The sequence below is a fragment of the Cryobacterium sp. MP_M3 genome (genome assembly GCF_015752155.1).
GTDB lineage: Bacteria > Actinomycetota > Actinomycetes > Actinomycetales > Microbacteriaceae > Cryobacterium.
Genome location: NZ_JADOVI010000002.1, coordinates 124,682 through 147,810, shown reverse-complemented (window position 1 = coordinate 147,810; position 23,129 = coordinate 124,682). Strand labels below are relative to the sequence as shown.

18 protein-coding genes are annotated in these 23,129 nt (G+C 71.9%); 12 read left to right on the top strand and 6 right to left on the bottom strand.

Features of this window, described 5'->3' with window-relative positions; all coding sequences use genetic code 11:
• Positions 1-87: 87 nt before the first annotated feature.
• Entirely contained in the window at positions 88-1,329 is a 1,242-nt protein-coding gene (locus IWX89_RS03830) for a phosphotransferase (protein ID WP_196902258.1), read from the top strand.
• Here IWX89_RS03830 and IWX89_RS03825 read toward each other — a convergent pair.
• Both IWX89_RS03825 and IWX89_RS03820 read right to left on the bottom strand, forming a co-directional pair.
• A complete protein-coding gene (locus tag IWX89_RS03825) occupies positions 1,269-4,625 on the bottom strand; it encodes an ATP-dependent DNA helicase (protein ID WP_196902257.1) in 3,357 nt (1,118 codons plus the stop codon). The genes IWX89_RS03830 and IWX89_RS03825 overlap by 61 nt on opposite strands.
• On the bottom strand, positions 4,622-7,948 hold the full coding sequence (locus tag IWX89_RS03820; protein ID WP_307836407.1) for an ATP-dependent DNA helicase: 3,327 nt from the start codon (positions 7,946-7,948) through the stop codon (positions 4,622-4,624). Before IWX89_RS03820 ends, IWX89_RS03825 begins: the two co-directional genes overlap by 4 nt.
• A 98-nt stretch (positions 7,949-8,046) precedes the next feature.
• On the opposite strand from IWX89_RS03820, the gene IWX89_RS03815 reads away from it, so the two are divergent.
• Entirely contained in the window at positions 8,047-8,271 is a 225-nt protein-coding gene (locus tag IWX89_RS03815) for a DUF3107 domain-containing protein (RefSeq protein WP_196902256.1), read from the top strand.
• Positions 8,272-8,277: 6 nt separating this feature from the next.
• Positions 8,278-8,586, top strand: a complete 309-nt coding sequence (locus IWX89_RS03810) for a hypothetical protein (RefSeq protein WP_196902255.1) — start codon at positions 8,278-8,280, stop codon at positions 8,584-8,586.
• A gap of 30 nt (positions 8,587-8,616) precedes the next feature.
• Here the strand turns inward: IWX89_RS03810 and IWX89_RS03805 are convergent, their stop codons facing one another.
• Positions 8,617-9,423, bottom strand: coding sequence for a ferritin-like fold-containing protein (locus IWX89_RS03805; protein WP_196902254.1), 807 nt, complete (start codon positions 9,421-9,423; stop codon positions 8,617-8,619).
• A 162-nt stretch (positions 9,424-9,585) separates the two neighbouring features.
• Here IWX89_RS03805 and IWX89_RS03800 point away from each other — a divergent pair, with 162 nt between their 5' ends.
• Positions 9,586-11,226, top strand: a complete 1,641-nt coding sequence (locus tag IWX89_RS03800) for a DEAD/DEAH box helicase (RefSeq protein WP_196902253.1) — start codon at positions 9,586-9,588, stop codon at positions 11,224-11,226.
• A gap of 79 nt (positions 11,227-11,305) precedes the next feature.
• Here the strand turns inward: IWX89_RS03800 and IWX89_RS03795 are convergent, their stop codons facing one another.
• The gene (locus IWX89_RS03795) at positions 11,306-12,175 is read right to left on the bottom strand and encodes a PHP domain-containing protein (RefSeq protein WP_196902252.1); all 870 of its coding nucleotides are present in this window, start codon (positions 12,173-12,175) and stop codon (positions 11,306-11,308) included.
• A 64-nt stretch (positions 12,176-12,239) separates the two neighbouring features.
• On the opposite strand from IWX89_RS03795, the gene IWX89_RS03790 reads away from it, so the two are divergent.
• Positions 12,240-13,286, top strand: a complete 1,047-nt coding sequence (locus IWX89_RS03790) for an endonuclease/exonuclease/phosphatase family protein (RefSeq protein ID WP_231382865.1) — start codon at positions 12,240-12,242, stop codon at positions 13,284-13,286.
• A 56-nt stretch (positions 13,287-13,342) separates the two neighbouring features.
• Positions 13,343-14,884 (top strand): aminopeptidase P family protein, encoded by a 1,542-nt coding sequence (locus IWX89_RS03785; protein WP_196902251.1) that lies wholly within the window; start codon positions 13,343-13,345, stop codon positions 14,882-14,884.
• 16 nt (positions 14,885-14,900) lie between these two features.
• On the opposite strand, the gene IWX89_RS03780 is transcribed toward IWX89_RS03785, so the two are convergent.
• Positions 14,901-15,488: a general stress protein gene (locus IWX89_RS03780; RefSeq protein WP_196902250.1), complete on the bottom strand. Its 588-nt coding sequence runs from the start codon at positions 15,486-15,488 to the stop codon at positions 14,901-14,903.
• A 54-nt stretch (positions 15,489-15,542) separates the two neighbouring features.
• Between IWX89_RS03780 and IWX89_RS03775 the strand changes: the two genes are divergently transcribed.
• Genes IWX89_RS03775 through IWX89_RS03755 form a run of 5 tightly spaced genes read left to right on the top strand, consistent with a single transcriptional unit; the run spans position 15,543 to position 21,205 of the window.
• Positions 15,543-16,874 (top strand): magnesium transporter MgtE N-terminal domain-containing protein, encoded by a 1,332-nt coding sequence (locus tag IWX89_RS03775; RefSeq protein ID WP_196902249.1) that lies wholly within the window; start codon positions 15,543-15,545, stop codon positions 16,872-16,874.
• Complete coding sequence (locus IWX89_RS03770) at positions 16,861-17,475, top strand: DUF1003 domain-containing protein (protein ID WP_196902248.1); 615 nt, start codon at positions 16,861-16,863, stop codon at positions 17,473-17,475. Before IWX89_RS03775 ends, IWX89_RS03770 begins: the two co-directional genes overlap by 14 nt.
• Complete coding sequence (locus IWX89_RS03765) at positions 17,468-18,637, top strand: Mrp/NBP35 family ATP-binding protein (protein ID WP_374220481.1); 1,170 nt, start codon at positions 17,468-17,470, stop codon at positions 18,635-18,637. Before IWX89_RS03770 ends, IWX89_RS03765 begins: the two co-directional genes overlap by 8 nt.
• Before the next feature lie 3 nt (positions 18,638-18,640).
• The gene (locus IWX89_RS03760) at positions 18,641-19,633 is read left to right on the top strand and encodes a hypothetical protein (protein WP_196902247.1); all 993 of its coding nucleotides are present in this window, start codon (positions 18,641-18,643) and stop codon (positions 19,631-19,633) included.
• Between the two features lie 21 nt (positions 19,634-19,654).
• On the top strand, positions 19,655-21,205 hold the full coding sequence (locus IWX89_RS03755; protein WP_196902246.1) for a succinic semialdehyde dehydrogenase: 1,551 nt from the start codon (positions 19,655-19,657) through the stop codon (positions 21,203-21,205).
• On the opposite strand, the gene ppk2 is transcribed toward IWX89_RS03755, so the two are convergent.
• Positions 21,202-22,110 carry a polyphosphate kinase 2 gene (gene ppk2 / locus IWX89_RS03750; RefSeq protein ID WP_231382864.1) on the bottom strand — a complete coding sequence of 303 codons (909 nt, stop codon included), beginning with the start codon at positions 22,108-22,110 and terminating at the stop codon, positions 21,202-21,204. The genes IWX89_RS03755 and ppk2 overlap by 4 nt on opposite strands.
• A 167-nt stretch (positions 22,111-22,277) precedes the next feature.
• Between ppk2 and IWX89_RS03745 the strand changes: the two genes are divergently transcribed.
• Positions 22,278-23,045, top strand: coding sequence for an IclR family transcriptional regulator (locus IWX89_RS03745; protein ID WP_196902245.1), 768 nt, complete (start codon positions 22,278-22,280; stop codon positions 23,043-23,045).
• Positions 23,046-23,129: the final 84 nt, after the last annotated feature.

Below are 23,129 nucleotides of genomic sequence, written 5' to 3'. Positions count from 1 at the left end.
CCCCTTCGGGCTCTGGCGTGACAGCCGAGTAGGTGTGGGGCGTGGCGGACAACCGCGCCGGGGGGAAGTCGACCTAACCTAGTAGGCATGGCCAGATCCCACCTCACTCTAGCCGCGCTGGCCACCTCCGCTGTCCCGGGCCTCGACGTGGTCCAGGCTCGGCTGCACGGGTCCAGCGCGCGCACCCCAGGCGCCCACGGCGCCTTCGACTCTGCCCTGCTCATCGACAGCGACGGCCGCAAGCTGATCATCCGCGTGCCGGCCAGCCAGGCTGCCGAGACCGAGCAGTCCGCCGATCTCGTGGCGCTGCGCGCGCTGACGACCGGCACCCGAAGCCGGCTGCCGTTCGACGTGCCCGAGTTCGTCGGCCAGGCGCCGCTCAGCGGCACCCGCGCGGTCGTCTATGAGCTGCTGCCCGGCGATTCCTTCGACGCGGATGCCCTGACCGGCCACGCGGGAGTGTCCGGTTCGATCGGGCGTGCCATCGCCGCGATCCACGGCCTGCCGACGGCGTTCGTCGGCACCGCCGGCCTCCCCCAGCAGAGCGCCGAGGAGTGCCGCACCTCCACCATCGCGCTGATCGACCGCGCCGCGGCAACCGGCTACCTTCCCGCGGCGCTGCTGCGCCGGTGGGAGCTGGCCACCGACGACGACTCGCTCTGGCAGTTCGCCCCCTGCGTCGTGCACGGGTCGATGTCAGCCGAGTCCTTCCTGATCAGCGAGGATGCCGTCTCCGGCGTGCTCGGCTGGTCGGCGCTCAGCGTGGGCGACCCGGCCCGCGACCTGAACTGGCTGCTGGCGTCGCGCGGCGCGGCCGGCGAGACGGCTGTCGCGTCGTACGCCGCCGCCCGCCAGGGCAACGACCCCCGGATCACCCAGCGCGCCATGCTCTACGCCGAACTGGAGCTGGCCCGCTGGCTGCTGCACGGCACCGACACCCGCAACCAGTCGATCGTCGACGACGCCGTGGCCATGCTCGACGGCCTGGTCGACAGCGTGCACACGAACACCATGCATCCGTTGTCGCCGAAGACCGGGCCCATCCTCGACGTCACCGACGTGGAGAACATGCTCGCCGCCACGCCGCGCGGCATTCCCCGCCGTGACCTGGGCTCGTCGATGCACACGGATGCCTACAACCTCTCCGAGTTCGGGCCGAGCGAGTTCGACGATGACACCGCCGGCTCGGCCGACTCCGCCGGCGGGGCCGCGTCGGACACCTCGGCCAGCCCGTTCGCGGACGACGCGACCGGGCCGATCGGCGTGGTTCAGGTCGACGCCGGGCCGGCGACCGACGACCAGGCCGCGACCAGGTCCTCCTCCGAGTAGAGCCGGTCGGGGGTGACGACCGTGTCGTCGGCGACGAAGTAGAACACGGCGTCGACGATGGCCGGGTCGATGCCCTTCCAGCGCGCGTAGGCCAGGCGGTAGAGCGCCAGCTGGGTCTGTTTGAGTTCCAGGTCCGCCGCGTTCTTCGGCGCCCGGCCGGTCTTCCAGTCCACGACCTGGTAGCCCGTCTCGGTGCGGTACACGGCGTCGAGCTTGCAGACGAAGACCTGCCCGGCGAGCACGTGGTGGATCTCGATCTCCACCTCCTCGGGCGCGAGGCTGCCCCACGGTGAGCGTTCGAAGGTGCGCTGCAGCCGTTCGAGCTGCGCTTGTTCGAGCGGCTGGTCCTGGTCGAGGTCCAGGTCGAACGCGTCGGGGTCCAGGTCGCCGAGGTCAAGCTCGCCGAGGTCCGCGTCGATGACGTCCCCGGCGCCGGCACCGCCGGCCCGGCGCTCCACCCAGGAGTGGAACAGGGTGCCCAGCCGGGTGGCCCGGTAGGGGCGCTCGGGCATCGGGCGGCGCAGGCGGGCCAGGGCACCGGCCGGGTCGTCGACGAAGTCCTTGAACCGTGAGGCGGAGATGCGGGTGGGCAGCGCCATCAGGCCCGAGCCGGCCAGGCGCTGCGCCCGTTCCTCGAGCAGCAGGGTGACGGGGTGCGACCAGCGGGTCTCCAGGTCGGTGCCCGCCTCGGCTGCCTCCGCGGCCCGGGTGACGCGGGCGGCGGCGGCCTCGACGACGGCGCGCCGCGTGCCGAGCGGATCGAACGGCCACCGTTCCGCCTGGTCGAGGCCGGCGTCGGGCTTCTCCGACGCGTCGCTGACGGGCGGGACCGGGCCGATCAGGCCGGCGTCGGCGAGTTCCAGCAGGTACCGGCTCGGTTTGCGCATGGTGCTGCCGCTGCCCCAGAACGACCCGGTGAGCAGCAGCTCGCGCTGGGCCCGGGTGGTCGCGACGTAGATCAGCCGTCGTTCCTCATCGTCGTGGCGGGCGGCGAGCTGCTCCTTGTAGGCCGTGAACTCGAGGTCGAATGAGAGCTGGGTCTCATGCCCGTGCCAGTGCAGCTCGGGGAGCTCGGCGCGGTCGCCGCGGAACGGGTAGGGCAGTTCGCCGAAGCGCAGCCAGCCTGCCCCCTCCCTGGTCTGGGCCGGCAGGCTCTTCTCGGTGAGGTTGGGGATGGCGACGTAGTCCCATTCGAGCCCTTTGGCGCCGTGCACGGTGAGCAGTTGCACGGTTCCCTTCTCCGACGGCTCGACCCGGGGGCCCAGGTCGTCGGCACGTTCTGCGCGCGCCAGCCAGCGCAGGAAGCCGGCCAGGCTGCCGACCTCATCGCTGGCGAGGAACGCGGACACGGTGTCGTGGAAGGCGTACAGGTTGGCCAGGCCCAGGCCGTTCGCCTCGTTGGCGACGAGTTCGACGTCGAGCAGGGTCTCCTGTTCGATCAGCCGCACGAAGTCGAGCAGGGGCAGGCCGGCCCGGGAACGCAACCAGGCGAGCTGCCGGCCGGCGGCGCGCAGCCGGGCCAGGCCCGGCTCGCTGAAGCCCGCGAGCTGCCCGTGCCGGTCGGGCGCCGTTGCCACGAAATCGAGGGCGTCGACGAGGGAGGCACCCTCGTCGACGGCGACGGACGCCCGCATCCTGACCTTGACCTCGTCGGTCACCGCCCGCTGGGCCCAGTCGTGGGCGGCCAGCCAGCGCGCCACCGCGGCGAGCTGCTGCAGGTCGCGCGGGCCCACCCGGTGGCGGCCGCCGCTGAGCAGCCGCACGAGTTCGCTGCCGGATGCCGGGTCCGCCACGACGCGCAGCACGCTGACGACATCGGTGACCTCGGGCGTGGACAGCAGCCCGCCCAGGCCGAGCACGTGCGCGCGCACCCCGTTCTCCCGCAGCACCTCGGCGAAGAACTCCATCTCCCGGCGGGCCCGGAACAACATGGCCCCGGAGTGCTCCCCGCCCGGGGTGAGCCGTCCGGCGAACCAGCGGGCGACGGTGCGGGCCTCCTCGGCGATGGTCTCGCACATCCCGGCCTCGACCTTGCCGGGCTCCTTGCCGGCCGGCACCTTGAGCGTGTCCACCTGGATGCCGTCGGGCCGGGCCCGCAGCGCGTCGCTGAGCGGCGCCACGAGAGCGTTGGCCACGCCGAGCACCGTCACCGGGTTGCGCCAGGTGTAGGAGAGCGACATTGACGGGGCCTCGGCGTTGGAAAGGCCGGCGAAGCTCTGCGAGAAGCCGAGCAGGTTGGCGGAACTGGCCCCGCGCCAGCCGTAGATGGACTGGTGCGGGTCGCCGACCGCCATCACCGGATGCCGGGCGAACAGGGTGTGCAGCAGCTCGGTCTGCAGCACGGAGGTGTCCTGGTATTCGTCGAGCAGCACCACCCGGTACTGGTCGCGGTAGCGGGTGACGACCTTCTCCACCTTCTGGCAGACCTGCAGCGCGAGCGCCACCTGGTCGGAGAACTCGATCAGTCCGAGCCGGCGTTTTTCGCTGCGGTACCGTTCGGCCAGTTCGAACAGCACCGGCAGCGGCCCAACGGCGGCCAGTGATTCGTCGACCGACGCGTAGGGGATCTTCTTGCGCGGGTTGCCGAAGGGGAGGTCGCGCAGGTAGGCGAAACCGTCGGCCAGCCCGGCCAGGTCGTGGCCGGCGGGCGGCCGGCCCGGGATGACCGGGGGCGGGTTTTCGGCGAGGGTGCGGCTGAACGCGAGCACGGCATCCGTGACCGTGTCGACGCTCTTGCCGAACGGGACGAGCCGGCCGTCGCCGTGCTCGACCACGACCCGCCGGGCGAGCAGCCACGCGCTGGTCTCGCTGAGCAGCACCGATTCGGGTTCCCGGCCGAGCAGCAGGGCGTTGTCGGTGAACAAGCGGCTGGCGAACGAGTTGTAGGTGGAGACGGTGGGGCTGTTGAACAGGTCGGTGGAATCGATGGGCGGCCCGTCTGGCCCGGCCGGTTCGCCCCGCGGCAGCAGGCCCTTCGCGTCGAGCTGGTCGATCCGCTTGCCGATGCGGTCGGCCAGTTCGCCGGCCGCCTTGCGGGTGAAGGTGAGCCCGAGGATCTGGTCGGGCCTGGCGTGCCCGTTGGCGAGCAGCCAGAGCACCCGGTTCGCCATGGTCTCGGTCTTGCCGCTGCCCGCGCCGGCCACGACGAGGGTGGGGGCGAGCGGGGCCTCGATCACGGCCTGCTGCTCGACGGTCGGCGGGAACATCTCCAACGCCTCGGCGATCTGGAGGGCCGAGATCCGGGCGACCGGGGTGTGGGCGGCGGGGTTCTGCGCGGCGGAAAGGGGTGCGTTCATGAGCTGACCTGCTTGATGACGTGGATTCGGCAGGACCCGTGCGAGCGCGGGTCGAGGCAGTGGGAACTGATTTCGGCGACGAAGGTGGCCGCGCCCATCCCGGCGGCGTCCTCGCCGACCCGGCGACGGAACGCGTCGAGCTCGTCGGGGGTGAAGGCCGGCTGGGTCGGGTTGCGGTAGTTCTGCTTGACCGTGCCGGAGGAGACGATCACGAGGCGGGCGCCGGCCAGGGGGGTGCCGGGCGGGATGCCGTCGATGGCACCCCCGGTGAAGGCCAGCTGGTAGGCGCCGAGCTGCGGATGCTCCGCCACGCCGGCGTCGCTGATGGGGTCGCCGCGGCCGGTTTTCAGGTCGACGATCACAGCCCGCCCGTCGCGGAGCCGTTCCACCCGGTCGACCGTGCCGGAGAGCACGGCGCCGTCCACGTCGAGCGCGAAGGTGCCCTCGGCGCTGAGCAGGGCGCCGCCGGTGTGTTCGAAGTCGAGCAGGTACGAGGCGAGCCGGTCGGTGAGCACCCGCGCCTCGATCTTCTGCAGCCGTGACTGCCAGTCGGCGTCGAAGTGCAGTTCGTCCCAGCGGGCGTCGACGGCCTGCCAGAGGGCGTCGGGGCTGCGGTCGGCGGATTCCTCCAGCACCTTGTGGATGATCGTGCCGAGGTTGGCGGCGGTGTTCGAGGTGCCGCCGCCGACCTGTCCGATCACCCAGTGCAGTGGGCAGGTTTCGAACGCGGCCATCCGGGACGGCGAGACCCGCACCGGCCCGTCGCCGGCCTCCGGGTCGTTGAGCGGGCGCACGGTGCTCGGGTCGGTGAGGCCGTACCACTGGTCGGGGGCGGCGCCGGCCACGCCCTCTCGGGCGAGCCGGGCGAGGGTGGCCGCGGCTTCCGTGGCCCGGTCCGTGGCCCGGTCGGTGGCCTCGCCGCCCGGCCCGGATACGCCGCCGAACCGGGTGAGGTCGCGGCGGAGCCGGCCGACCAGGCCGCGCAGCGACAACGGGTAGCGGCTGGCATCGCCGGCGTCGAGGTCGCCGGTCGCGACGGCCTCCGGCAGCAGCCGCAGGAACACCGACGGCTCGTTGTCCTCGTTGTCGACGGCGGTGACGAGCAGCTCGGTGCGGGCGCGGCTGGCGCACTGGGCGAACATCCGCAGTTCGTCGTGCAGCACGGCGGTGCGCTCCCCGCCCGGCTGCGGCACGAGGCCCGCGGCGAGCGCCGCCAGGTCGCCGGCGCCCAGCAGCGAGCCGCGGATGCGCAGGTCGGGCCAGACGTTCGCCTGCACCCCGGCGATGACGACGAGGTCGAAGTCGCGGCCGATCAGTCCGCTCGGGGTGGAGACGACGACCGCGTCGCCGAGCGCGCGCGGAGCCAGGGTGTCCTCGGGCACGTCGGTGTCGACGAGATGTTCGAGGAACAGAACCGGCGGGGCGGCCGGCGTGCGCTCCACGTAGCGCTGGGCGGCGGAGAACAGCGCGACCACGGCGTCGAGGTTGTGGTTGGCCTCGTCGGCGACGATGCCGGTGCCGGCGGCCTGCTCATGCCACTCCCTGGCCAGGCCGCTGCGCTGCCAGAGTCCCCAGAGCAGTTCCTCGATCGTGGCACCGGCGTCGTATTCGACGGCCGCCGCACGGAGGCTCTCGCCGCAGCTCGCCGCCCGGCGGGCGGTGCGGTTGTCGATGCCGCCGAGCAGCCCGGGGTCGGCCAGGGCGTCGACGAGCAGTTCGTCCGCGCTGCGCCGGCCCGCGGCGGGCAGGTCGTCCGGGCTGGGCTCCTGTTGGCTGGGCTCCTGTTGACTGGGCTCCTGTTGACTGAGTTCCTGTTGGCGCAGAGCTGCGCGGAGGCGGCGCAGCGTGATCGGGTCGAGGCCGCCGAGCGGGCCGCGGAGGAGGTCGACCGCCGTCGTGGTGTCCAGGGTCTTGCGTCCCAGGGTGATCTCAAGGGCGAGGATGAACGCCCGGACCGCGTATTCGTCGCGGAGCGCGGTCTGCGCGCTCGACACCTGGGTCGGCACCTCGAGCCCGGCAAGCCCGCGGGACAGCGATGGCACCAGGGAGCCGCTGCGCACGGCGACCGCCATCCGGCCCCACGGGATGCCGCCGAGCACGTGCCGTTCGCGGAGGCGGCGGGCGACGACCGCGAGCTGGTCGGCGGGGCTGGCCGCGAGGACGGCCTGCACGGCGGGCGTTTCGGGCTCCTTGCCTGCCGCCGCGACGACCGGGACGGCGGCGGCGCGCTGGAGGCCGGCGGCCGCGGCGCCGATCCGGTGGCTGATCCCTTGCACCACCTGGCGGATGGCGTCGCCGTGCCGGTAGACCGTGCCGAGGACCAGGGTGGTCACCGGGATGCCGCCCAGGTAGGTCGAGAGCCGGCCGAGGGCATCCGGGTGGGCGCCGTGGAAGGACCCGGTGCTGATGTCGGGGTCGCCGACCGCGACGACGGCCACCCCGCGGGCCGCGAACTGGCGGATCAGGGTCAGGACGCCCTGGGTGAGCTCCTGGGCGTCGTCGAGCACGATCAGGCGCAGTCCGGCGAGCCCTCCGATGACGGCGGCGCCCGCCGGACCGGCCGGGGCCTCCGCCACCACGGCGGCGGCGAACTGTGCCAGCTCGGTCGAGTCGTACTGGCTGGGCCTGGACTGGTCCTTCACGTCTTCATAGCCGCGGATGAACTCGGCGGCGGCCACCCACTCCGGGCGGTCATTGCTGCGGCCGAGCCGGGCCAGCGCGTCCGCGGTCACACCGTATTCGACGGCGCGCATCATCAGGTCGCGCAGCTCCGTGCGGAAGCCGCGCAGGGCGCGCACGTCGGCGCCCAGGGTGTCCGGCCAGTCGGGGCCGGACCGGTCCAGCCGGTGACCCTCGAGGAGTTCGGCGATGATCTGGTCCTGCTCGCCGCCGGTGAGGAGGGTCGGGGCGGGGCCGCCGGCGCGGGCCACGGCATCCCGCACGATCTGGAACGCCACCGAGTTGGCGGTGCGGGCGAGAGGACCGTTGGTGGGCACTCCCAGCCGTAGGGCGAGGCGGTCACGCAAGGCGGTGGCCCCGGTGCGCGTGGGCACCAGCACGAGCACCTCGCTCGGCGAGTAGCCGCGCTGCAGCACCCGGTCGGCGACGAGTTCGACCAGTGCCGTGGTCTTGCCGGTGCCCGGCGCGCCGATCACGGCCGCTGAGATGCCGTCGGCAAGGTCGACCACGGCGCGTTGGGCCTCGTCGAGGCCGACCGGGTTCGGCCCGGCTTCCCGGCCGAACGGGCCGGAGCCGGCCGGGTTCGCGGCTCCTCCGGCGGCGGAATCGGTGTCGGTGCGCTGCGCGAATCCCAGGGTTGTCACGTTTTCAAAGCTAGCCGGTTGCGCCGACAGTGAACGATGTCGGGAGGGCGGGTCGTTCTGTCGTAATCTGGGCGCTTAGGCAACGAAAGGCGCATCTGGTGGATATCCGCATTGGCATCTTCAACTCTCCCCGGGAGATCAGCTTCGAGACTTCGCAGCCCGCGAACGAAATCGAGGAGACGGTCGCTGCCGCCCTCGCCGGGCAGACCGGTTACCTCAAGCTCTCCGACAGCAAGGGTCGGGTGTACATCGTCCCCACGATCGGGCTGGCGTACGTCGAGCTGGGCGCCGAGACCACCCGCCGCGTCGGTTTCGTCGCCTAACCAGCCATGGAGCTCCTCTTCGTCGCCCTGGGCGGCGCGCTGCTCGGGCTCGCGGCCCGGTACCTGCTGCCCGGGCGGCACAGTCACGGTTCCGTGCTGGTGCCGGCCGTCGGCACGGCCGTCGCGTCGATCGCCTGGGTGGCGCTGACCTGGCTCGGCTGGGCGTGGGACGGCGGCTGGATCTGGTGGGTGTCCCTCGGCCTCGCCGCGCTCGCATCCGTTGCCGCCGACCTCCAGCTGGGCCGCTCGCGCTCGCGGGGCGACCGGCGGATGCTGCACACCCTGATGAAGACCGGGCACCCCGGCCACGCCTGACCGTGCCGGGCCCGGGCCCGGTGTCGCCGCTCAGGCGGTGAGGCCCAGCCCGTCCATCCGGCGTGTGTGCGCCGCGATGAGTTCGGTGAAGACCGGTTCGATCTGCGCCTCGCCGTGAGCGGATGCCGGGCCGTGAGCGGGCACTGTGCCGTGGGCGGGCACTGCGCCCTGGGCGGGCACTGTGCTCTGGGCGGGCACTGACGCGCCGTCCGCCGGAACGGCGGCCGGGATGGACGACCGCGCCACCAGCAGGGTGTCGCCGACCAGGCGCCGCCCCCACAAGGCCAGGTGCGAGCCCAGTCCGGGGTTGCCGTCGATGGCGGCCTTCAAATGCTTCACGAGAACGTCGGTGCCCGCGCCCTGGCCGAGCAGGTGCGCGACTCGCGGGCCGACGTCGCCGGGCAATCCATCGGACAGCCGGATGAAGAAGTCGTCGAGCAGGCCGCCGGCCAGGTAGCAGCTGAGCAGCAGCTCGTGCCAGTCCGCCCCCATGGTCTTCGTCCGGAAGTCGTCGAGGGCGGGCGCGAACGGCGCCATCACCTCGGAGGGTTCCCCGCCGCGCCGGCGGATCTCGGCGACGAGACCCTGGTGCTTGGCGAGCGCCCGGCCCGCGGCCGCGCTCAGCCCCTCCTTGGCATCAAGGTCGGGGGCGAGCCTGATCGCCTGGGCGAGGTTCTCGAACATTCCCAGTTCGAAATATGCCGCCTGGCCGAGGTAGGGAAGCAGCTCGGGGGTCAGGTCGGCGATGTCCACCTTGGTGGTCGACAGACGTGCTCCCCTGGTCGACGGACGAGGGATCTCCACACGCTTCGCGCGCCGATCGAGCCACGAGATCACACGCCCAGCATAGGACAGTGCGGGTCCGCGCGGAGCGCCTCATCAAGTTCACAGGGGCTGCCCGGTAAGGTTGGACCACGCCATCGGCATGGATCGATGGCCGGTGCCCGAGGCAGAAAACGGGCGCATTCAACGCATCCAGCTAATGACAGGCAAACATTCGTGACTTTCTCCGAACTTAATATCGACCAGGACATGGTCCAGGCCCTCGCCGATAAAGGCATCCTCGAGCCCTTCCCCATCCAGGTCCAGACCATCCCGCTCGCTCTCAGCGGCCAGGACATCATCGGCCAGGCCAAGACGGGAACCGGCAAGACCTTCGGCTTCGGCCTCCCGCTGATCCAGCGCCTCGGCCTCAACCCCGCACCGGGAGTGCAGGCGCTCGTCGTCGTGCCGACCCGCGAGCTGTGCGTGCAGGTCAGCGAAGACCTCGAACTCGCCGCCCGCAACCGCGACACGAAGATCGTCTCCATCTACGGCGGCAAGGCCTACGAAGGCCAGATCGAGCAGCTCAAGGCCGGCGCCCAGATCGTGGTCGGCACCCCCGGCCGTCTGCTCGACCTTGCCAGCCAGCGCCTGCTCAGCCTCGCCAACGTGAGCGAGATGGTGCTCGACGAGGCCGACAAGATGCTCGACCTCGGCTTCCTCGCCGACATCGAGAAGCTGTTCTCGCAGACCCCATCGACCCGCCACACGATGCTGTTCTCGGCGACGATGCCCGGCCCGATCGTGGCCCTCGCCCGCCGGTTCATGAACCGCCCGATCCACATCCGGGCGAGCGACCCCGACGAGGGCCTGATGCAGGCCAACATCGAGCACCTCGTCTACCGCGCGCACAACATGGACAAGGACGAGGTGATCGGCCGCATCCTCATGGCCGAGGGCCGCGGCAAGACCGTGATCTTCACCCGCACCAAGCGCGCCGCCGCCAAGCTCGTCGAAGAACTCGGCGACCGCGGCTTCAACGCCACCGCCGTGCACGGCGACCTCAACCAGGAACAGCGCGAACGCGCGATGGCCGCGTTCAAGGCCGGCAAGAAGGACATCCTGATCGCCACGGATGTCGCCGCCCGCGGCATCGACGTCGAGGACGTCACCCACGTGATCAACCACACCATCCCCGAGGACGAGAAGGCGTACCTGCACCGCGTCGGCCGCACCGGGCGCGCAGGCAAGACCGGCATCGCCGTCACCTTCGTCGACTGGGACGACATGCACAAGTGGACGCTGATCAACAACGCGCTCGACTTCGGCACGCCCGTGCCGATGGAGACCTACTCCTCGTCCCCGCACCTCTTCACCGACCTGAACATCCCGACCGGGTCGAAGGGTCGCCTCCGCGCGTCGCCGGTCCGCGAGGCGCCGGCCGGCGGCGGTCGCTCCGACTCGGGCCGTTCAGGCTCCGGACGCTCCGACTCCGGGCGTTCGGGTTCCGGACGCTCCGACTCCGGGCGTTCGGGTTCGGGACGCTCCGATTCCGGCCGCTCGGGCTCGGGTCGCCCGGCATCCGTCGGCGCCGGCGTCAGTGCTGGTGCGAGCGCTGGTGCGAGCGCTGGTGCGAGCGCTGGTGCGAGTGCCGGTGCCGGCGCCGGCGCAACCGCCGGTGACCAGGGCGGCGACCGCGCCGGTCGCGGACGCAACCGCACCCGGGTCGGTCAGTCCACTAACCCGGATGCCCCGGCCGCCACTGCCGCGGCCGGCACCCACGACGGCGGCGGCGCCGAGCACCACGACGGCAACAGCGCCCCGCGGCGTCGCAGCCGCACCCGCCGCAGCGCACCGCAGTCCGGCACCGCCAGCTGACCATCCCGGTGGTCGAGCGTGTCGAGACCCCGCACCGGGGTCTCGACAAGCTCGACCACTGCGGCCAGCCCCCGGCGGGCTAACCGAAGATCGGCTCCGATCCGGTGCCCTGGGCGATCAACGCCTCCAGCACCTCCGGCGCCGTCGTGTTCTCCCCCAGGCGATTGGGCTTGCCCTCGCCGTGGTAATCGCTCGAGCCCGTGACGAACAGGCCGTACTTCGCGGCGAGCTCGTAGAGCCGGGCCTTCGCCGCCGGCTTGTTCTCGCGGTGCTCCAGCTCCAGTCCGAACAGTCCGGCCTCGACGAGTCGTTTCAGCCGGGCCTCCGGGATCACGTCGTGGACGCCCCGGGTCGCCGGATGCGCGATGACCGGCACTCCCCCGGCCGCGCGCACGAGTTCGATCGCGCGCAGGGGGTCCGGAGCGTAGTGCGGCTGGTAGTAGCCCGCATCCCAGTGCAGGATCCCGGCGAACGCCTCGCTCCGGGTGAGCGCGAGGCCGCGCGCCACCAGGGCGTCGGCGATGTGCGGACGGCCGACGGTCGCATCCGGGGTGGTCTGGGCGAGCACGTCCTCCCAGGTCAGCGCGTAGTCTTCCCCGATCCGTTCCACCATCTGTTCGGCGCGCACGAGGCGGGCCTGTCGCACCCGGGAGGTTTCGGCGACGATGCCGGCGTCGGACGGGTCGAACAGGTAGGCGAGCAGGTGAACGCTGGCGAAGGAGACCCTGGTGCTGAATTCCATTCCGGGAATGAGCGTGATCCCCACCGTGCGCGCCGTCGCCGCCGCCTCGAACCAGCCCGCGGTCGAGTCGTGATCGGTCAGGGCCATCGTGCCGATCCCCGCATCGGCCGCCGCCCGCACGAGCTGGGCCGGGGTCTCGGTGCCGTCGGACACGCTCGAGTGGGTGTGCAGGTCGATGGGACCCCTGAATCGCCGTTCGCCTGCCATTCCCCCATGCTAGTTGGGCCGGGCAGGGGCTTCGCCCAGCCGGGTCGCCTACCATGGTCACTCCATGCTGCCCAGAATCCTCACCACCCTCGTCCTCGGCGGCTCCGCCCTCGCGTTGTTCGCCGTCGGCTGGCCGCAGGCGTTCGGCCTGCAGAACAGCTGGGTCTTCGCCCACGCCGTGTCCCTGCGCGGGCTGGGCGTGGCCGTCGCCGCGGCCGGAATGGTCGTGCTGGCCCTGCTCGCCGCGATCCGGCCGTTGCGACGCCTGGCCGGGTCCCTCGCCGTGCTGCTGCTCCTCTTCGGGGTCGGCAACGCCGCTGTGCTGGCCGCCAGGGGAATCGGCGTTCAGCCGGCGTCGGCGGCCGAGCGGCCCGCGGCATCCGCCGGCACCACCGGCGACGTGACCGTGCTCAGCTGGAACACCCTCGGTGACGAACCGGGGGCGGCGGCAATCGCCCGGCTCGCGATCGACCGCGGCGCGGACATCGTCACCCTCCCGGAGACGACCGAGGCCACCGGCGTGAAGGTCGCCGAGGCGATGCGAGAGGCCGGACGGCCGATGTGGGTGCACACCATCGCGTTCGATCTGATCTCCAAGGCACGCTCGACCACCCTGCTGATCAGCCCCGAGCTCGGTGACTACACCGTGAGCAGCGCCGCGGGTTCCGGGCCTCCCGGAAACACCAATGTGCTTCCGACCGTCGTCGCCCGGCCCGTCGATGCCTCAGGGCCCACGATCATCGCGGTGCACGCCGTCGCCCCGATCAACTGGGAGATGTCGAACTGGCGCTCGGACCTCGACTGGCTGGCCCGCCAGTGCACGGCTGAGAATGTGATCATGGCCGGGGACTTCAACTCCACCGTCGACCATATGTCCGGACGGGAATCTTCCGGCTCGGCCGTGCTCGGCGACTGCCGGGATGCTGCGCTGGCCACCGGGTCCGGGGCGGTGGGCACCTGGCCGACGTTCCTTCCGCCCCTGCTCGGCAGCCCGATCGACCACGTGCTCTCGACGCCGAACTGGCAGACCGAGAGCATGAGCGTGATCGAGTCGGAGGACGCCGCTGGAAGCGATCACCGCCCGATCGTCGCGACCCTTTCCCCCCGCTGAGCGCTCCCCCGGGCAGCCCACAGCGCGCGCCCGGCCGGGAATGGGACAATGGGCGCATGGCCAACCCCAACGAATCCGCGATCACCCCTGCCCCCCGATCGAACGAGAACCGGTCCACGACGCCCGGGTCGGCCGGTTTCAAGGCCTATATCTCCAGTTCCTGGGCTGAGCGCACCGCCGAGCTGCCGCCCGCGCGGGAGCAGGCCCCGTTCGCGGCCGCCCGCCGGGCCCGGCTCTCCGCGATGTACCCGGGAACCCGGCTGATCATCCCGGCCGGCCGGCTCAAGCAGCGCTCGAACGACACCGACTACGCGTTCCGCGCGCATTCCGCCTTCGCGCACCTCACCGGCTGGGGCAGCGACTCCGAGCCGGGGGCCGTCCTGGTCCTCGAACCGACCCAGGCCGGCCACGATGCCACGCTCTACTTCCGGGAGCGCGCCGGCCGCGACTCCGACGAGTTCTACGCCAACCCCGACATCGGCGAGTTCTGGATCGGCCCGCGCCCGTCGATCGCCCAGGTCGCCGCCGACCTCGCCGTGCAGGTGCGCGGCATCGCCGACCTGTCCGCCGTCCTCGAGGCCGTGGACAGCGAGACCGTCGTCGTGCGCGAGGCGGACCCGTTCTTCACCGACGAGGTCGACGAGGCCCGGTTGCGGTTCGCTGCCGAGAAGGTGCTCACCACCAACGCGTCGGACTCCCCGTTCAGCCTGGAGATCAACGCCGAGCACGAACCGGACGACCACTTCGCCCGTGACCTCTCCGAGTTGCGCCTCGTCAAGGACTCCTACGAGATCGCCCAGATGCGCCTCGCCGTGGCGGCCACCGCGCACGGCTTCGACGACGTCATCCGCGACCTTCCCCGGTCCAGCTCCCACCTGCGCGGCGAGCGCCTGGTCGAGGGCGTGTTCAACACCCGTGCCCGCTCCGACGGCAACGCAGTCGGCTACGACACCATCGCGGCGTCCGGCGCCCACGCCTGCATCCTGCACTGGACCCGCAATGACGGGCCGGTCACGCCGGGCGACCTGATCCTGCTCGACGCCGGGGTCGAGGTCGACAGCTACTACACGGCCGACATCACCCGCACCCTCCCGGTCGACGGCACGTTCACTCCCGTGCAGCGCAAGGTCTACGACGCCGTACGCGAGGCAGCGGATGCCGCGTTCGCCGTCGCCCGGCCCGGCGCCGTGTTCCGCGACGTGCACGCCGCCGCGATGGGCGTGATCGCCCGCCGCACCGCGGAGTGGGGCATGCTGCCCGTCACCGCCGAGGAGGCGCTGCTGCCCGACAACGGCCACCACCGCCGTTACATGGTCCACGGCACCAGCCACCACCTCGGTCTCGACGTGCACGACTGCGCCCAGGCCCGCCGCGACATGTACATGGACGGCGTGATCGAACCCGGCATGGTGTTCACGATCGAGCCCGGACTGTACTTCCAGCCCGACGACCTCACCGTGCCGGCCGAGTTCCGCGGCATCGGCGTGCGGATCGAAGACGACATCCTGATCACCTCCGACGGCCCCGAGAACCTGTCCGCGGGCATCCCGCGCACCTCGGCCGACGTCGAGGCCTGGATCGCCGCCCTGACCGCCTAGCGCCTCGTGCCGGGCCTCAGACCTCGGGGGCCGGCGGGGCGGGCGGGGTCACCGGGTCGGCGCTCCGCGGGGGCTCCGACGGATGCGGCGCCGCCGGCGCCACCGCCTCGGCTTCGGCGTGCCCGGCGAGCAGGTTGCGCGCCCGGTTGACCAGCGCCGCATCCACGATCACCTGGTAGTTGCTCGCGATGACCTGCATGGTCGAGGTGAAGTCGCGGCGGCGGCGGTTGAGCGCGTAGCTGACCACCCCGAACAGCATGCCGAATCCGGCGCCGATCAGCACCGCGGCGAGCACGAACGGCAGGCCGGCACCCGCGGGCGAGAAGATGAAGAAGAGCAGCCCGAAGAAGACACCGAGCCAGGCGCCGGAGGCCGCCCCGGCGAGCGCGACCCGGCCCCAGGTGAGCTTGCCGGTCACCCGTTCGACGCTTTTCAGGTCGTTGCCGACGATGGAAAGCTTCTTGACCGGGAAGTCCGCCTTTGCGAGCGTGTCCACCGCGGCCTGCGCCTCGAAGTAGGTTTCGTACGTCGCGAGCACCTCACCCTTGGGCAGAACGGGGAAGAGTGCGGGGCCGCGGGCGCCGAAAGGGCTCTGGTTGCTCATGCCGCCATTCTCCCACAGCACCGTTATCCCCTGAAGGTGGCCTAGATTTGTACTGTGAGTGCCACCAGAGTCTTCGTTGCCCGTTTGGCCGGGTGTACCGTCTTCGACCCCGCGGGCGACCGCGTCGGGAAAGTTCGCGACGTGCTGGTGGTCTACCGAAAAAACGACCCGCCCCTCGTGGTCGGCCTGATCGTGGAGATCCCGGGCAAACGACGCGTCTTCGTGTCGATGAGCCGGGTGACCAGCATCGGCTCCGGCCAGATCATCACCACCGGCCTGATCAACGTGCGCAGGTTCGAGCAGCGCGGCGGCGAGGTGCGGGTGATCGCCGAGATGCTCGGCCGCACCGTGGTCTTCAACGACGGCTCCGGCGAGGCCACCGTCGAGGACGTCTCGATCGAGGAGTCCGCCCAGGGCGGCTGGGCCATCAGCCAGCTCTTCGTCCGCCGGCCCAAGACGAGCCTGTCCCTGTTCGCGAAGGGTGCCACGGCGTTCGCCGCCTGGGGCGAGGTGCGCGAGCACGCCACGGTCGGCCAGGCCCAGTCCGCCGAGCAGCTGATCGCCACCTACTCCGACCTCAAGCCCGCCGACCTCGCCAACACCCTGCTCGACCTGCCGCAGGAGCGCATGTACGAGGTGGCCGGGGAACTGCCCGACGGGCGCCTCGCCGACGTGCTCGAGGAGATGCCCGAGCGCGAGCAGGTGGGCATCCTCACCCGGCTCGGCGACGCCCGCGCGGCGGACGTGCTCGATCACATGCAGCCCGACGACGCCGCCGACCTGATCGCGCAGTTGCCCGAGGAGCACGGCGAGCAGCTGCTCGACCTGATGGAGCCGGAGGAGGCCGACGATGTGCGCTTCCTGCTCACCTACGCCCCCGACACCGCCGGCGGCCTGATGACGACGGAGCCGATCATCGTCTCCGCCGACGCCACGGTCGCCGAGGGCCTCGCCCTGATCCGCCGCCACGACCTGGCCCCCGCCCTCGGCGCGGCGATCTGCGTGACCCTGCCGCCCTACGAGCCGCCGACCGGCCGATTCCTGGGCATGGTGCACTTCCAGCGGATGCTGCGCTACCCGCCCCACGAACGCCTGGGCACGCTGCTCGACCAGGGTCTCGACCCCGTCTCCGCGGACACGTCCGCAGCCGAGGTCACCCGCATCCTCGCCAGCTACGACCTCGTCTCCGTGCCGGTCGTCGATGAGAACCACCGACTCGTCGGGGTGGTGACGATTGACGATGTCCTCGACTATCTGTTGCCCGACGACTGGCGAAGTCACGACGGGAACGACGATGTGCGGCGCCGGGCCGCGGCCCGCACCGAATTGACCACGGGAAGCATCCCGCTGCACCACGGAAGGAGGACCGGCAATGGCCCGAGCTAACCGTTCTGATCTCCGTCTCGACTCGCCCAAGGGCCTGCGCACCGCAGCCCTCGGCCGCAAGCGCACCCGCGACCGCAACCGACCGAGCAGCGACCGGTTCGGCCGGTTCACCGAGGCCATCGCCCGCGGCATGGGCACCCCGTGGTTCCTGCTCGGCCTGACCTTCTTCGCCGTCGGCTGGATCGCCTGGAACACGCTGGCACCCGCGGCCTGGCGCTTCGACTCGGTGTCGCTCGGCTTCATCGCGCTGACCCTGGTCCTGTCGATGCAGGCCTCCTACGCGGCGCCGATGATCCTGCTCGCGCAGAACCGGCAGGACGACCGCGACCGGGTGCAGTTCGAGCAGGACCGGCAGCGGGCCGAACGCAACCTGGCTGACACCGAATACCTCGCCCGTGAGGTCGTCGCGCTGCGCCTGGGCATGAAGGACCTGGCCTCCAGGGACTTCCTCCGCGCGGAGCTGCGGGCGCTGCTCGAGAACCTTGAGGAACGCGAGGACCAGGACAAACGCGAACGCAAGCGCGCCCGCAAGGGTGAGCGCGACCACGACCACGACCCGGCGCCGGAACGCCGCCGTGAGGAGCGTCCCCGGAGTGAGTGACGTGCAAGCGACCCGCGACGGGGTGCTCGCCGCCCTCGTGCGGGTGATCGACCCCGAGATCCGCCGCCCGATCACCGAACTCGACATGGTCGCCGGGGTCGAGGTGGATGCTGCCGGCCACACCACGGTCGGCCTCCGCCTGACCATCGCCGGCTGCCCGGCCGCCCGGCAGATCGAACGCGACGTGCGTGAGGCGGCCGAGTCCGTCGCCGGGGCCGGCCGGGTGAGCGTGGACGTCACCGTGATGACCCGCGAGCAGCGCCGCGCCATGACCGAGAAGCTCCGCGGCGGCCAGGGCGCGCGCACCAGCCAGTTCGGGCCGGACTCCCTGACCCGGGTCTACGCCATCACCAGCGGCAAGGGCGGCGTCGGCAAGTCCACGATCACCGCGAACCTCGCGGTCGCGCTCGCGGCGCGGGGACTCCGGGTCGGCGTCGTCGACGCGGATGTCTACGGGTTCTCCATCCCCGGCCTGCTCGGCCTGGTCGGGCCGCCGGCTCCCGGCAGCGACAAGGGCACCGCGGTCAAGCCCACCCAGGTCGGCGACATGATCCTGCCGCCGATCGCCTTCGACGTGAAGGTCATCTCGATCGGCATGTTCGTCGACGACTCCTCCGTGGCCGTCGCCTGGCGCGGCCCGATGCTGCACCGCACGATCAACCAGTTCCTCACCGAGGTGTACTTCGGCGACCTCGACATCCTGCTCCTCGACCTGCCGCCGGGCACCGGCGACGTGGCCATCTCGGTCGGCCAGCTGCTCCCCCAGGCCGACGTCATCGTCGTCACCACCCCGCAGCCTGCCGCCGCCGACATCGCCGAACGCAGCGGCGTGGTGGCCAGGCAGACCGGGCAGACGATCTACGGCGTGATCGAGAACATGGCCGGGATCGTGCAGCCCGACGGAACCGTCCTGGATATCTTCGGTTCCGGCGGCGGCGCCGAAGTGGCCCGCCGGCTCGGCGCGGGACAGGAGACCCCCGTGCCGCTGCTCGCCCAGGTGCCGCTCAGCGTGCCGTTGCGCAGCGGCGGCGACACCGGCCTGCCGGTCGTGCTGGGCGACCCGCTCGACCCGGCGGCCATCGCCATCCAGGCCGTCGCCGACCGGCTCGCCACCCGCGCCCGCGGGCTCTCCGGCCGCAGCCTGGGCATCTCGCCGAGGTAGGCCGTGCGAGCGCGCCGTGGGCCCGTGGTGTCCGCCCGGATGCCGGTGGCGCTGCTGCTCGCCGGCCTCCTCGCCGGCACCTCCGGTTGCGCGAGCGCGCCGGACCGGCCCGAACCGCCGACCAGCACGGGCGGGACCCCGGTGGCGCCCACGGCCGGCCTGCCGACCGGCGTGACCGTGAGGATCTACCAGACCCGGTTCGACTATGCCGACCGGGTGCTCGAGCTCAGCGTCAGCAACGCCGGCCGGGCGCCGGTCGACCTGCGCTCCGCCCGCTTCGATTCCACCCGGTTCACCGCCGCCGCCGACTGGTCCGGCCGGCTGCGGCTCGAACCGGGAATGACCCGCGACCTGCGGGTGCGCCTGGCCGCCGCCGTCTGCGCACCGTCGCCGGCAGCACCGAACACACCGGCGACGACCCCGATACCCGCACCGAAACCCGCACCGAAACCCACACCGACGGACACCGTCACCCTGGTCTGGGCCGAGCCGGGCGCCGGCACCGGCAGCGCGACGGTGCCCGCGACGGACGACACCGGGGCCCTCGACCGGATCGAGGGCGAGGACTGCCTGGCCGGCGCGCTGACCCGGCTGCTCCGCATCGACGTGGCCGCGGAGCTCCGCGTCGACGGCAGCGGGTCCGCCTCCGCCGCCTGGATCGACCTCACTCTCACCCCGACCGGCGCGCCGGGCGCCGTCACCCTCGACCAGGCAGGCTCGACGCCGCTCCTCGCCGCCGCCGGCGGGCTCGACTGGCCGATCAGGCTGACCCTGGACGCGGCCACGCCGCCCACCCGGGTCGCACTGGGCCTGCGCCCGGCCCGTTGCGACCCGCACGCCATCGCCGAGGACAAACGCGGCACCGTGTTCCCGCTCACGGTGCACGTCACGGCCGGGCCCGGCTCCCCTGAGCGCACCGGAGACTGGGACCTTGTCGTCGACGACGCGCTGCGCGCCCGGATCTACGCCTGGATCGCCGACCGCTGCGGCTACTGAACCGCGGCCTAGACTGGCCGGATGTCCGCCTCCCCGTTGTCCCCGTCGTTCATCGCCGACGCCCACCGCGACATCAGCGCCAGCACCGGAACCACCGTGCCAGTGACCATGCCGTTCACCGGTGAGGTGCTGCACGAGCTGCCCCGGAGCAGTCCCCAGGACGTGCGGGATGCCTACGCCCGCTCCCGCCTGGCCCAGCTCGCCTGGTCCCGCGCCGGGTTCGCCCACCGCCGCCGGGTGCTGCTCCGCGCCCACGACCTGCTCCTCGACCGCGCCGGGCTGCTCCAGGACGCGGTGCAGTCGGAGACCGGGAAGACCCGCGGCCAGGCGTTCGAGGAGGTCTTCCAGGCCGCCGGGGTCACCCGGTTCAACGCCCTCGCCGCCCGCGGGGTGCTCCGCGGGGGCCGCCGCCACTCGGCCCTGCCGCTCGTGGTGACCACCCGGGTGCGCTACCGGCCCAAGGGGGTGGCCGGGGTGATCACACCATGGAACTACCCGCTCAGCCTCGCCGCGATGGACGTCGTCCCTGCCCTCGCCGCCGGCTGCGGTGTGGTGCAGAAGGCCGACGACCAGGGCGCGCTGAGCATCCTCGCCCTCCGCCGGGCGTTCATCGACGCCGGGGTCCCGGCCGGGCTGTGGGCCGTGGTCACCGGCGAGGGCGCCGTCATCGGCACCGCCGTCACCGAAGAGGCCGACTACGTCTGCTTCACCGGGTCGACCGCGACCGGGCGCCGGGTTGCCGCCCAGGCGGCCGGCAACCTGACCGGGGTGTCGCTCGAACTCGGCGGGAACAACCCGCTGATCGTGCTCGACGACGTCGACCCGGCCCGCGCCGCCGCCGACGCCGCCAACGCCTGCTTCTCGTCGATGGGCCAGCTCTGCGTGTCGATCGAGCGCATCTACGTGCAGCGCGGCGTCGCCGCGGAGTTCCTGCGCGAGTTCGGCCGGGTCACCGCCGGCCTCCGCCTCGGCGCCGGCTTCGACCATTCCGCGGATGTCGGATCGCTCACTTCCCCTGCCCAGCTGGAGCGCGTGCGGGCGCACGTCGAGGACGCGGTCGCGAAGGGGGCGTCGATCGAGGCCGGCGGGCGGGCGCGTCCCGACCTCGGGCCGTTCTTCTTCGAACCGACCGTGCTCACCGGCGTCACGGCGTCGATGGACTGCTTTGCCGCGGAGACGTTCGGCCCGGTGGTCGCGGTCTCCGTCTTCGACACGGAGCAGGAGGCGATCCTGGCCGCCAACGACAGCGAGTTCGGCCTCAACGCCTCCGTGTTCTCCGGCTCGGCCCGGCGCGGCCTGCGCCTCGCCGGGGCGATCGAGGCCGGCAGCGTGAACGTGAACGAGGGCTACCGCGGGTCGTTCTCCTCGGTCGCCGCTCCGATGGGCGGGCTCAAGCAGTCCGGCCTCGGACGGAGGAACGGCCCGGAGGGCCTACTCCGGTTCGTGGACGCGATCACCATCTCCCGGGCGACAGGACTGCTCCAGCTGCCCCGGACCGGGCGCGAGTTCGAGGCCCTGGCCGGCCCGATGCTGCTCCTGGCCCGCGCGCTGAAGACCCTCCGCCGGCGCTAGGGCGTCGCGTCCGTCGACTCCTGGGATTCCTTGGAATCCTTGGATTCCTTGGGGACCTTCGGCTGCCCGTGCGGCTTCGGCTGCCCGGCGGCGACCGCGACGTCCGCCGCATGGTCGAGCACCGGGCGATTCAGCTCCCGCGGCGGCCGCTCGTAGTCCGACCCGGTCGGCCGGTGCGGGATCTTCACGGCCGGCGGCTCGCGGTGCTCGTACGGCACGATCGATAGGAGATGGTTGATCATGTTCAGGCGGGCTGCACGCTTGTCGTCGCTCTCGATCACCCACCACGGCGCTTCGGGGATGTCGGTGTGCACGAACATCTCATCCTTCGCCTTTGAGTAGTCGACCCATTTCGTGATCGACAGCAGGTCGGTCTCGGACAGCTTCCATCGGCGCATCGGGTCCTTCTGCCGCGAACGGAACCGAGCCTCCTGCTCGTGGTCGGACACCGAGAACCAGTACTTGACCAGGAGGATGCCGTCTTCGACCAGCATCCGCTCGAACAGGGGCGCCTGGTGCAGGAACCGGCGGTACTCGTCGGGCGTGCAATAACCCATCACCCGTTCGACCCCGGCGCGGTTGTACCAGGACCGGTCCATCAGCACGATCTCGCCCGTGGACGGCAGGTGCTCCACGTACCGCTGGAAGTACCACTGGCCGCGCTCCCGCTCGGTCGGGATCGGCAGGGCCACGATCCGGGCGCTGCGCGGGTTGAGGTACTCGGTGACCCGCTTGATCGCGGAACCCTTCCCGGCCGCGTCCCGGCCCTCGAAGATCACCACGACCCGGGCCCCAGACTCCTTGACCCACTGCTGCATCGACACCAGGTCGGTCTGCAGCCGGCGGAGCTCCGCCTCGTACAGCGACTTGTCCATGCGCTTGACCTTCACGGGTTTGTTCGTCATCAGCACCTTCCCTGGCTTCAGCGTAGTGCCACGGGATTTGCGCCACGGTGAAGATGTGCAGCCCGCGACCAGGCGTCCCCGTCCTCGGGTTCGCTCCCCCGCAACCCCTATCCGGCACGGACTCCCCTGTCTATCCTGTTTCGAATAGTCACCCGTGCGGGAGCCAGATGCCACAGGATCGCCAGACCCTCATTTCCTCCGTGCAGCGCGCCTTGAAGCTGGTCGATATCATCGCCACCGCCGACAGGCCGCTGCCGGTCAAGGCCGTCGCGAACGCGGCGGGGCTCAGCCTCGGCACGGCCTACAACCTCACCCGCACCCTGGTGCACGAGGGATACCTGGCCGCCGAGCCCGACGGGCTGGTGCTCGGCCATCGCTTCCCGAGCCTGCGCGGCGCGGACCACGCCGGGGTCTTCCTCGCCCGGGTGCGGCAGACCCTGCGACGCGTCGCGGAGGAGCAGGATGCGACGGCGTACCTGGCCCGGTTCAGCGGCGGCGATGTGCAGCTGATCGACATCGTCGACCAGACCGGGGTTCCCCGGCCGGAACTCTGGTCCGGGCTGGCCGACGGCGCCCATGCCACCGCCCTCGGCAAGCAGATCCTGGCCCAGCTCAGCCGCGAGCAGCGGGCCGAGTACCTCACCCGGCACCCGCAGGTGCGGTTCCCCCCGCGCCCGAGCACCAGCCGTCGCGCCGTGCTGAACCACCTCCAGCGCGGAGCCGAGTCCACCGTCGACCGGGAAGCGTACCGGCTGGGGCATTCCTGCGTCGCCGTTCCGGTGCGCGCGCCCGGCGTGATCGCGGCCCTGGCCGTCACCGTCTCCGGCGACCGCCTCGACAACGGGTTGGAGGCGATCACTCGCCAACTCCGGGATGCCGCGACCGCCCTCGCACACCAGCTCGGCGCCGGGACCCGGACCACGTTCACCATCTGAAATCCACCCTCTGCCTGCAGGGTCCCGTCCGGCTTACCCTGCGCACCATGGGCGCCACCGGCAACGGCCGGTCGGGTGCCGCAC

Bases quoted from the DNA above. Each gene is read 5' to 3' on its own strand.
- IWX89_RS03830 (WP_196902258.1), top strand. From the start codon at position 88: ATGGCCAGATCCCACCTCACTCTAGCCGCGCTGGCCACCTCCGCTGTC.
- IWX89_RS03825 (WP_196902257.1), bottom strand. From the start codon at position 4,625: ATGAACGCACCCCTTTCCGCCGCGCAGAACCCCGCCGCCCACACCCCG.
- IWX89_RS03810 (WP_196902255.1), top strand. From the start codon at position 8,278: ATGGAGCTCCTCTTCGTCGCCCTGGGCGGCGCGCTGCTCGGGCTCGCG.
- IWX89_RS03795 (WP_196902252.1), bottom strand. From the start codon at position 12,175: ATGGCAGGCGAACGGCGATTCAGGGGTCCCATCGACCTGCACACCCAC.
- IWX89_RS03790 (WP_231382865.1), top strand. From the start codon at position 12,240: ATGCTGCCCAGAATCCTCACCACCCTCGTCCTCGGCGGCTCCGCCCTC.
- IWX89_RS03785 (WP_196902251.1), top strand. From the start codon at position 13,343: ATGGCCAACCCCAACGAATCCGCGATCACCCCTGCCCCCCGATCGAAC.
- IWX89_RS03780 (WP_196902250.1), bottom strand. From the start codon at position 15,488: ATGAGCAACCAGAGCCCTTTCGGCGCCCGCGGCCCCGCACTCTTCCCC.
- IWX89_RS03770 (WP_196902248.1), top strand. From the start codon at position 16,861: ATGGCCCGAGCTAACCGTTCTGATCTCCGTCTCGACTCGCCCAAGGGC.
- IWX89_RS03755 (WP_196902246.1), top strand. From the start codon at position 19,655: ATGTCCGCCTCCCCGTTGTCCCCGTCGTTCATCGCCGACGCCCACCGC.
- ppk2 (WP_231382864.1), bottom strand. From the start codon at position 22,110: ATGACGAACAAACCCGTGAAGGTCAAGCGCATGGACAAGTCGCTGTAC.
- IWX89_RS03745 (WP_196902245.1), top strand. From the start codon at position 22,278: ATGCCACAGGATCGCCAGACCCTCATTTCCTCCGTGCAGCGCGCCTTG.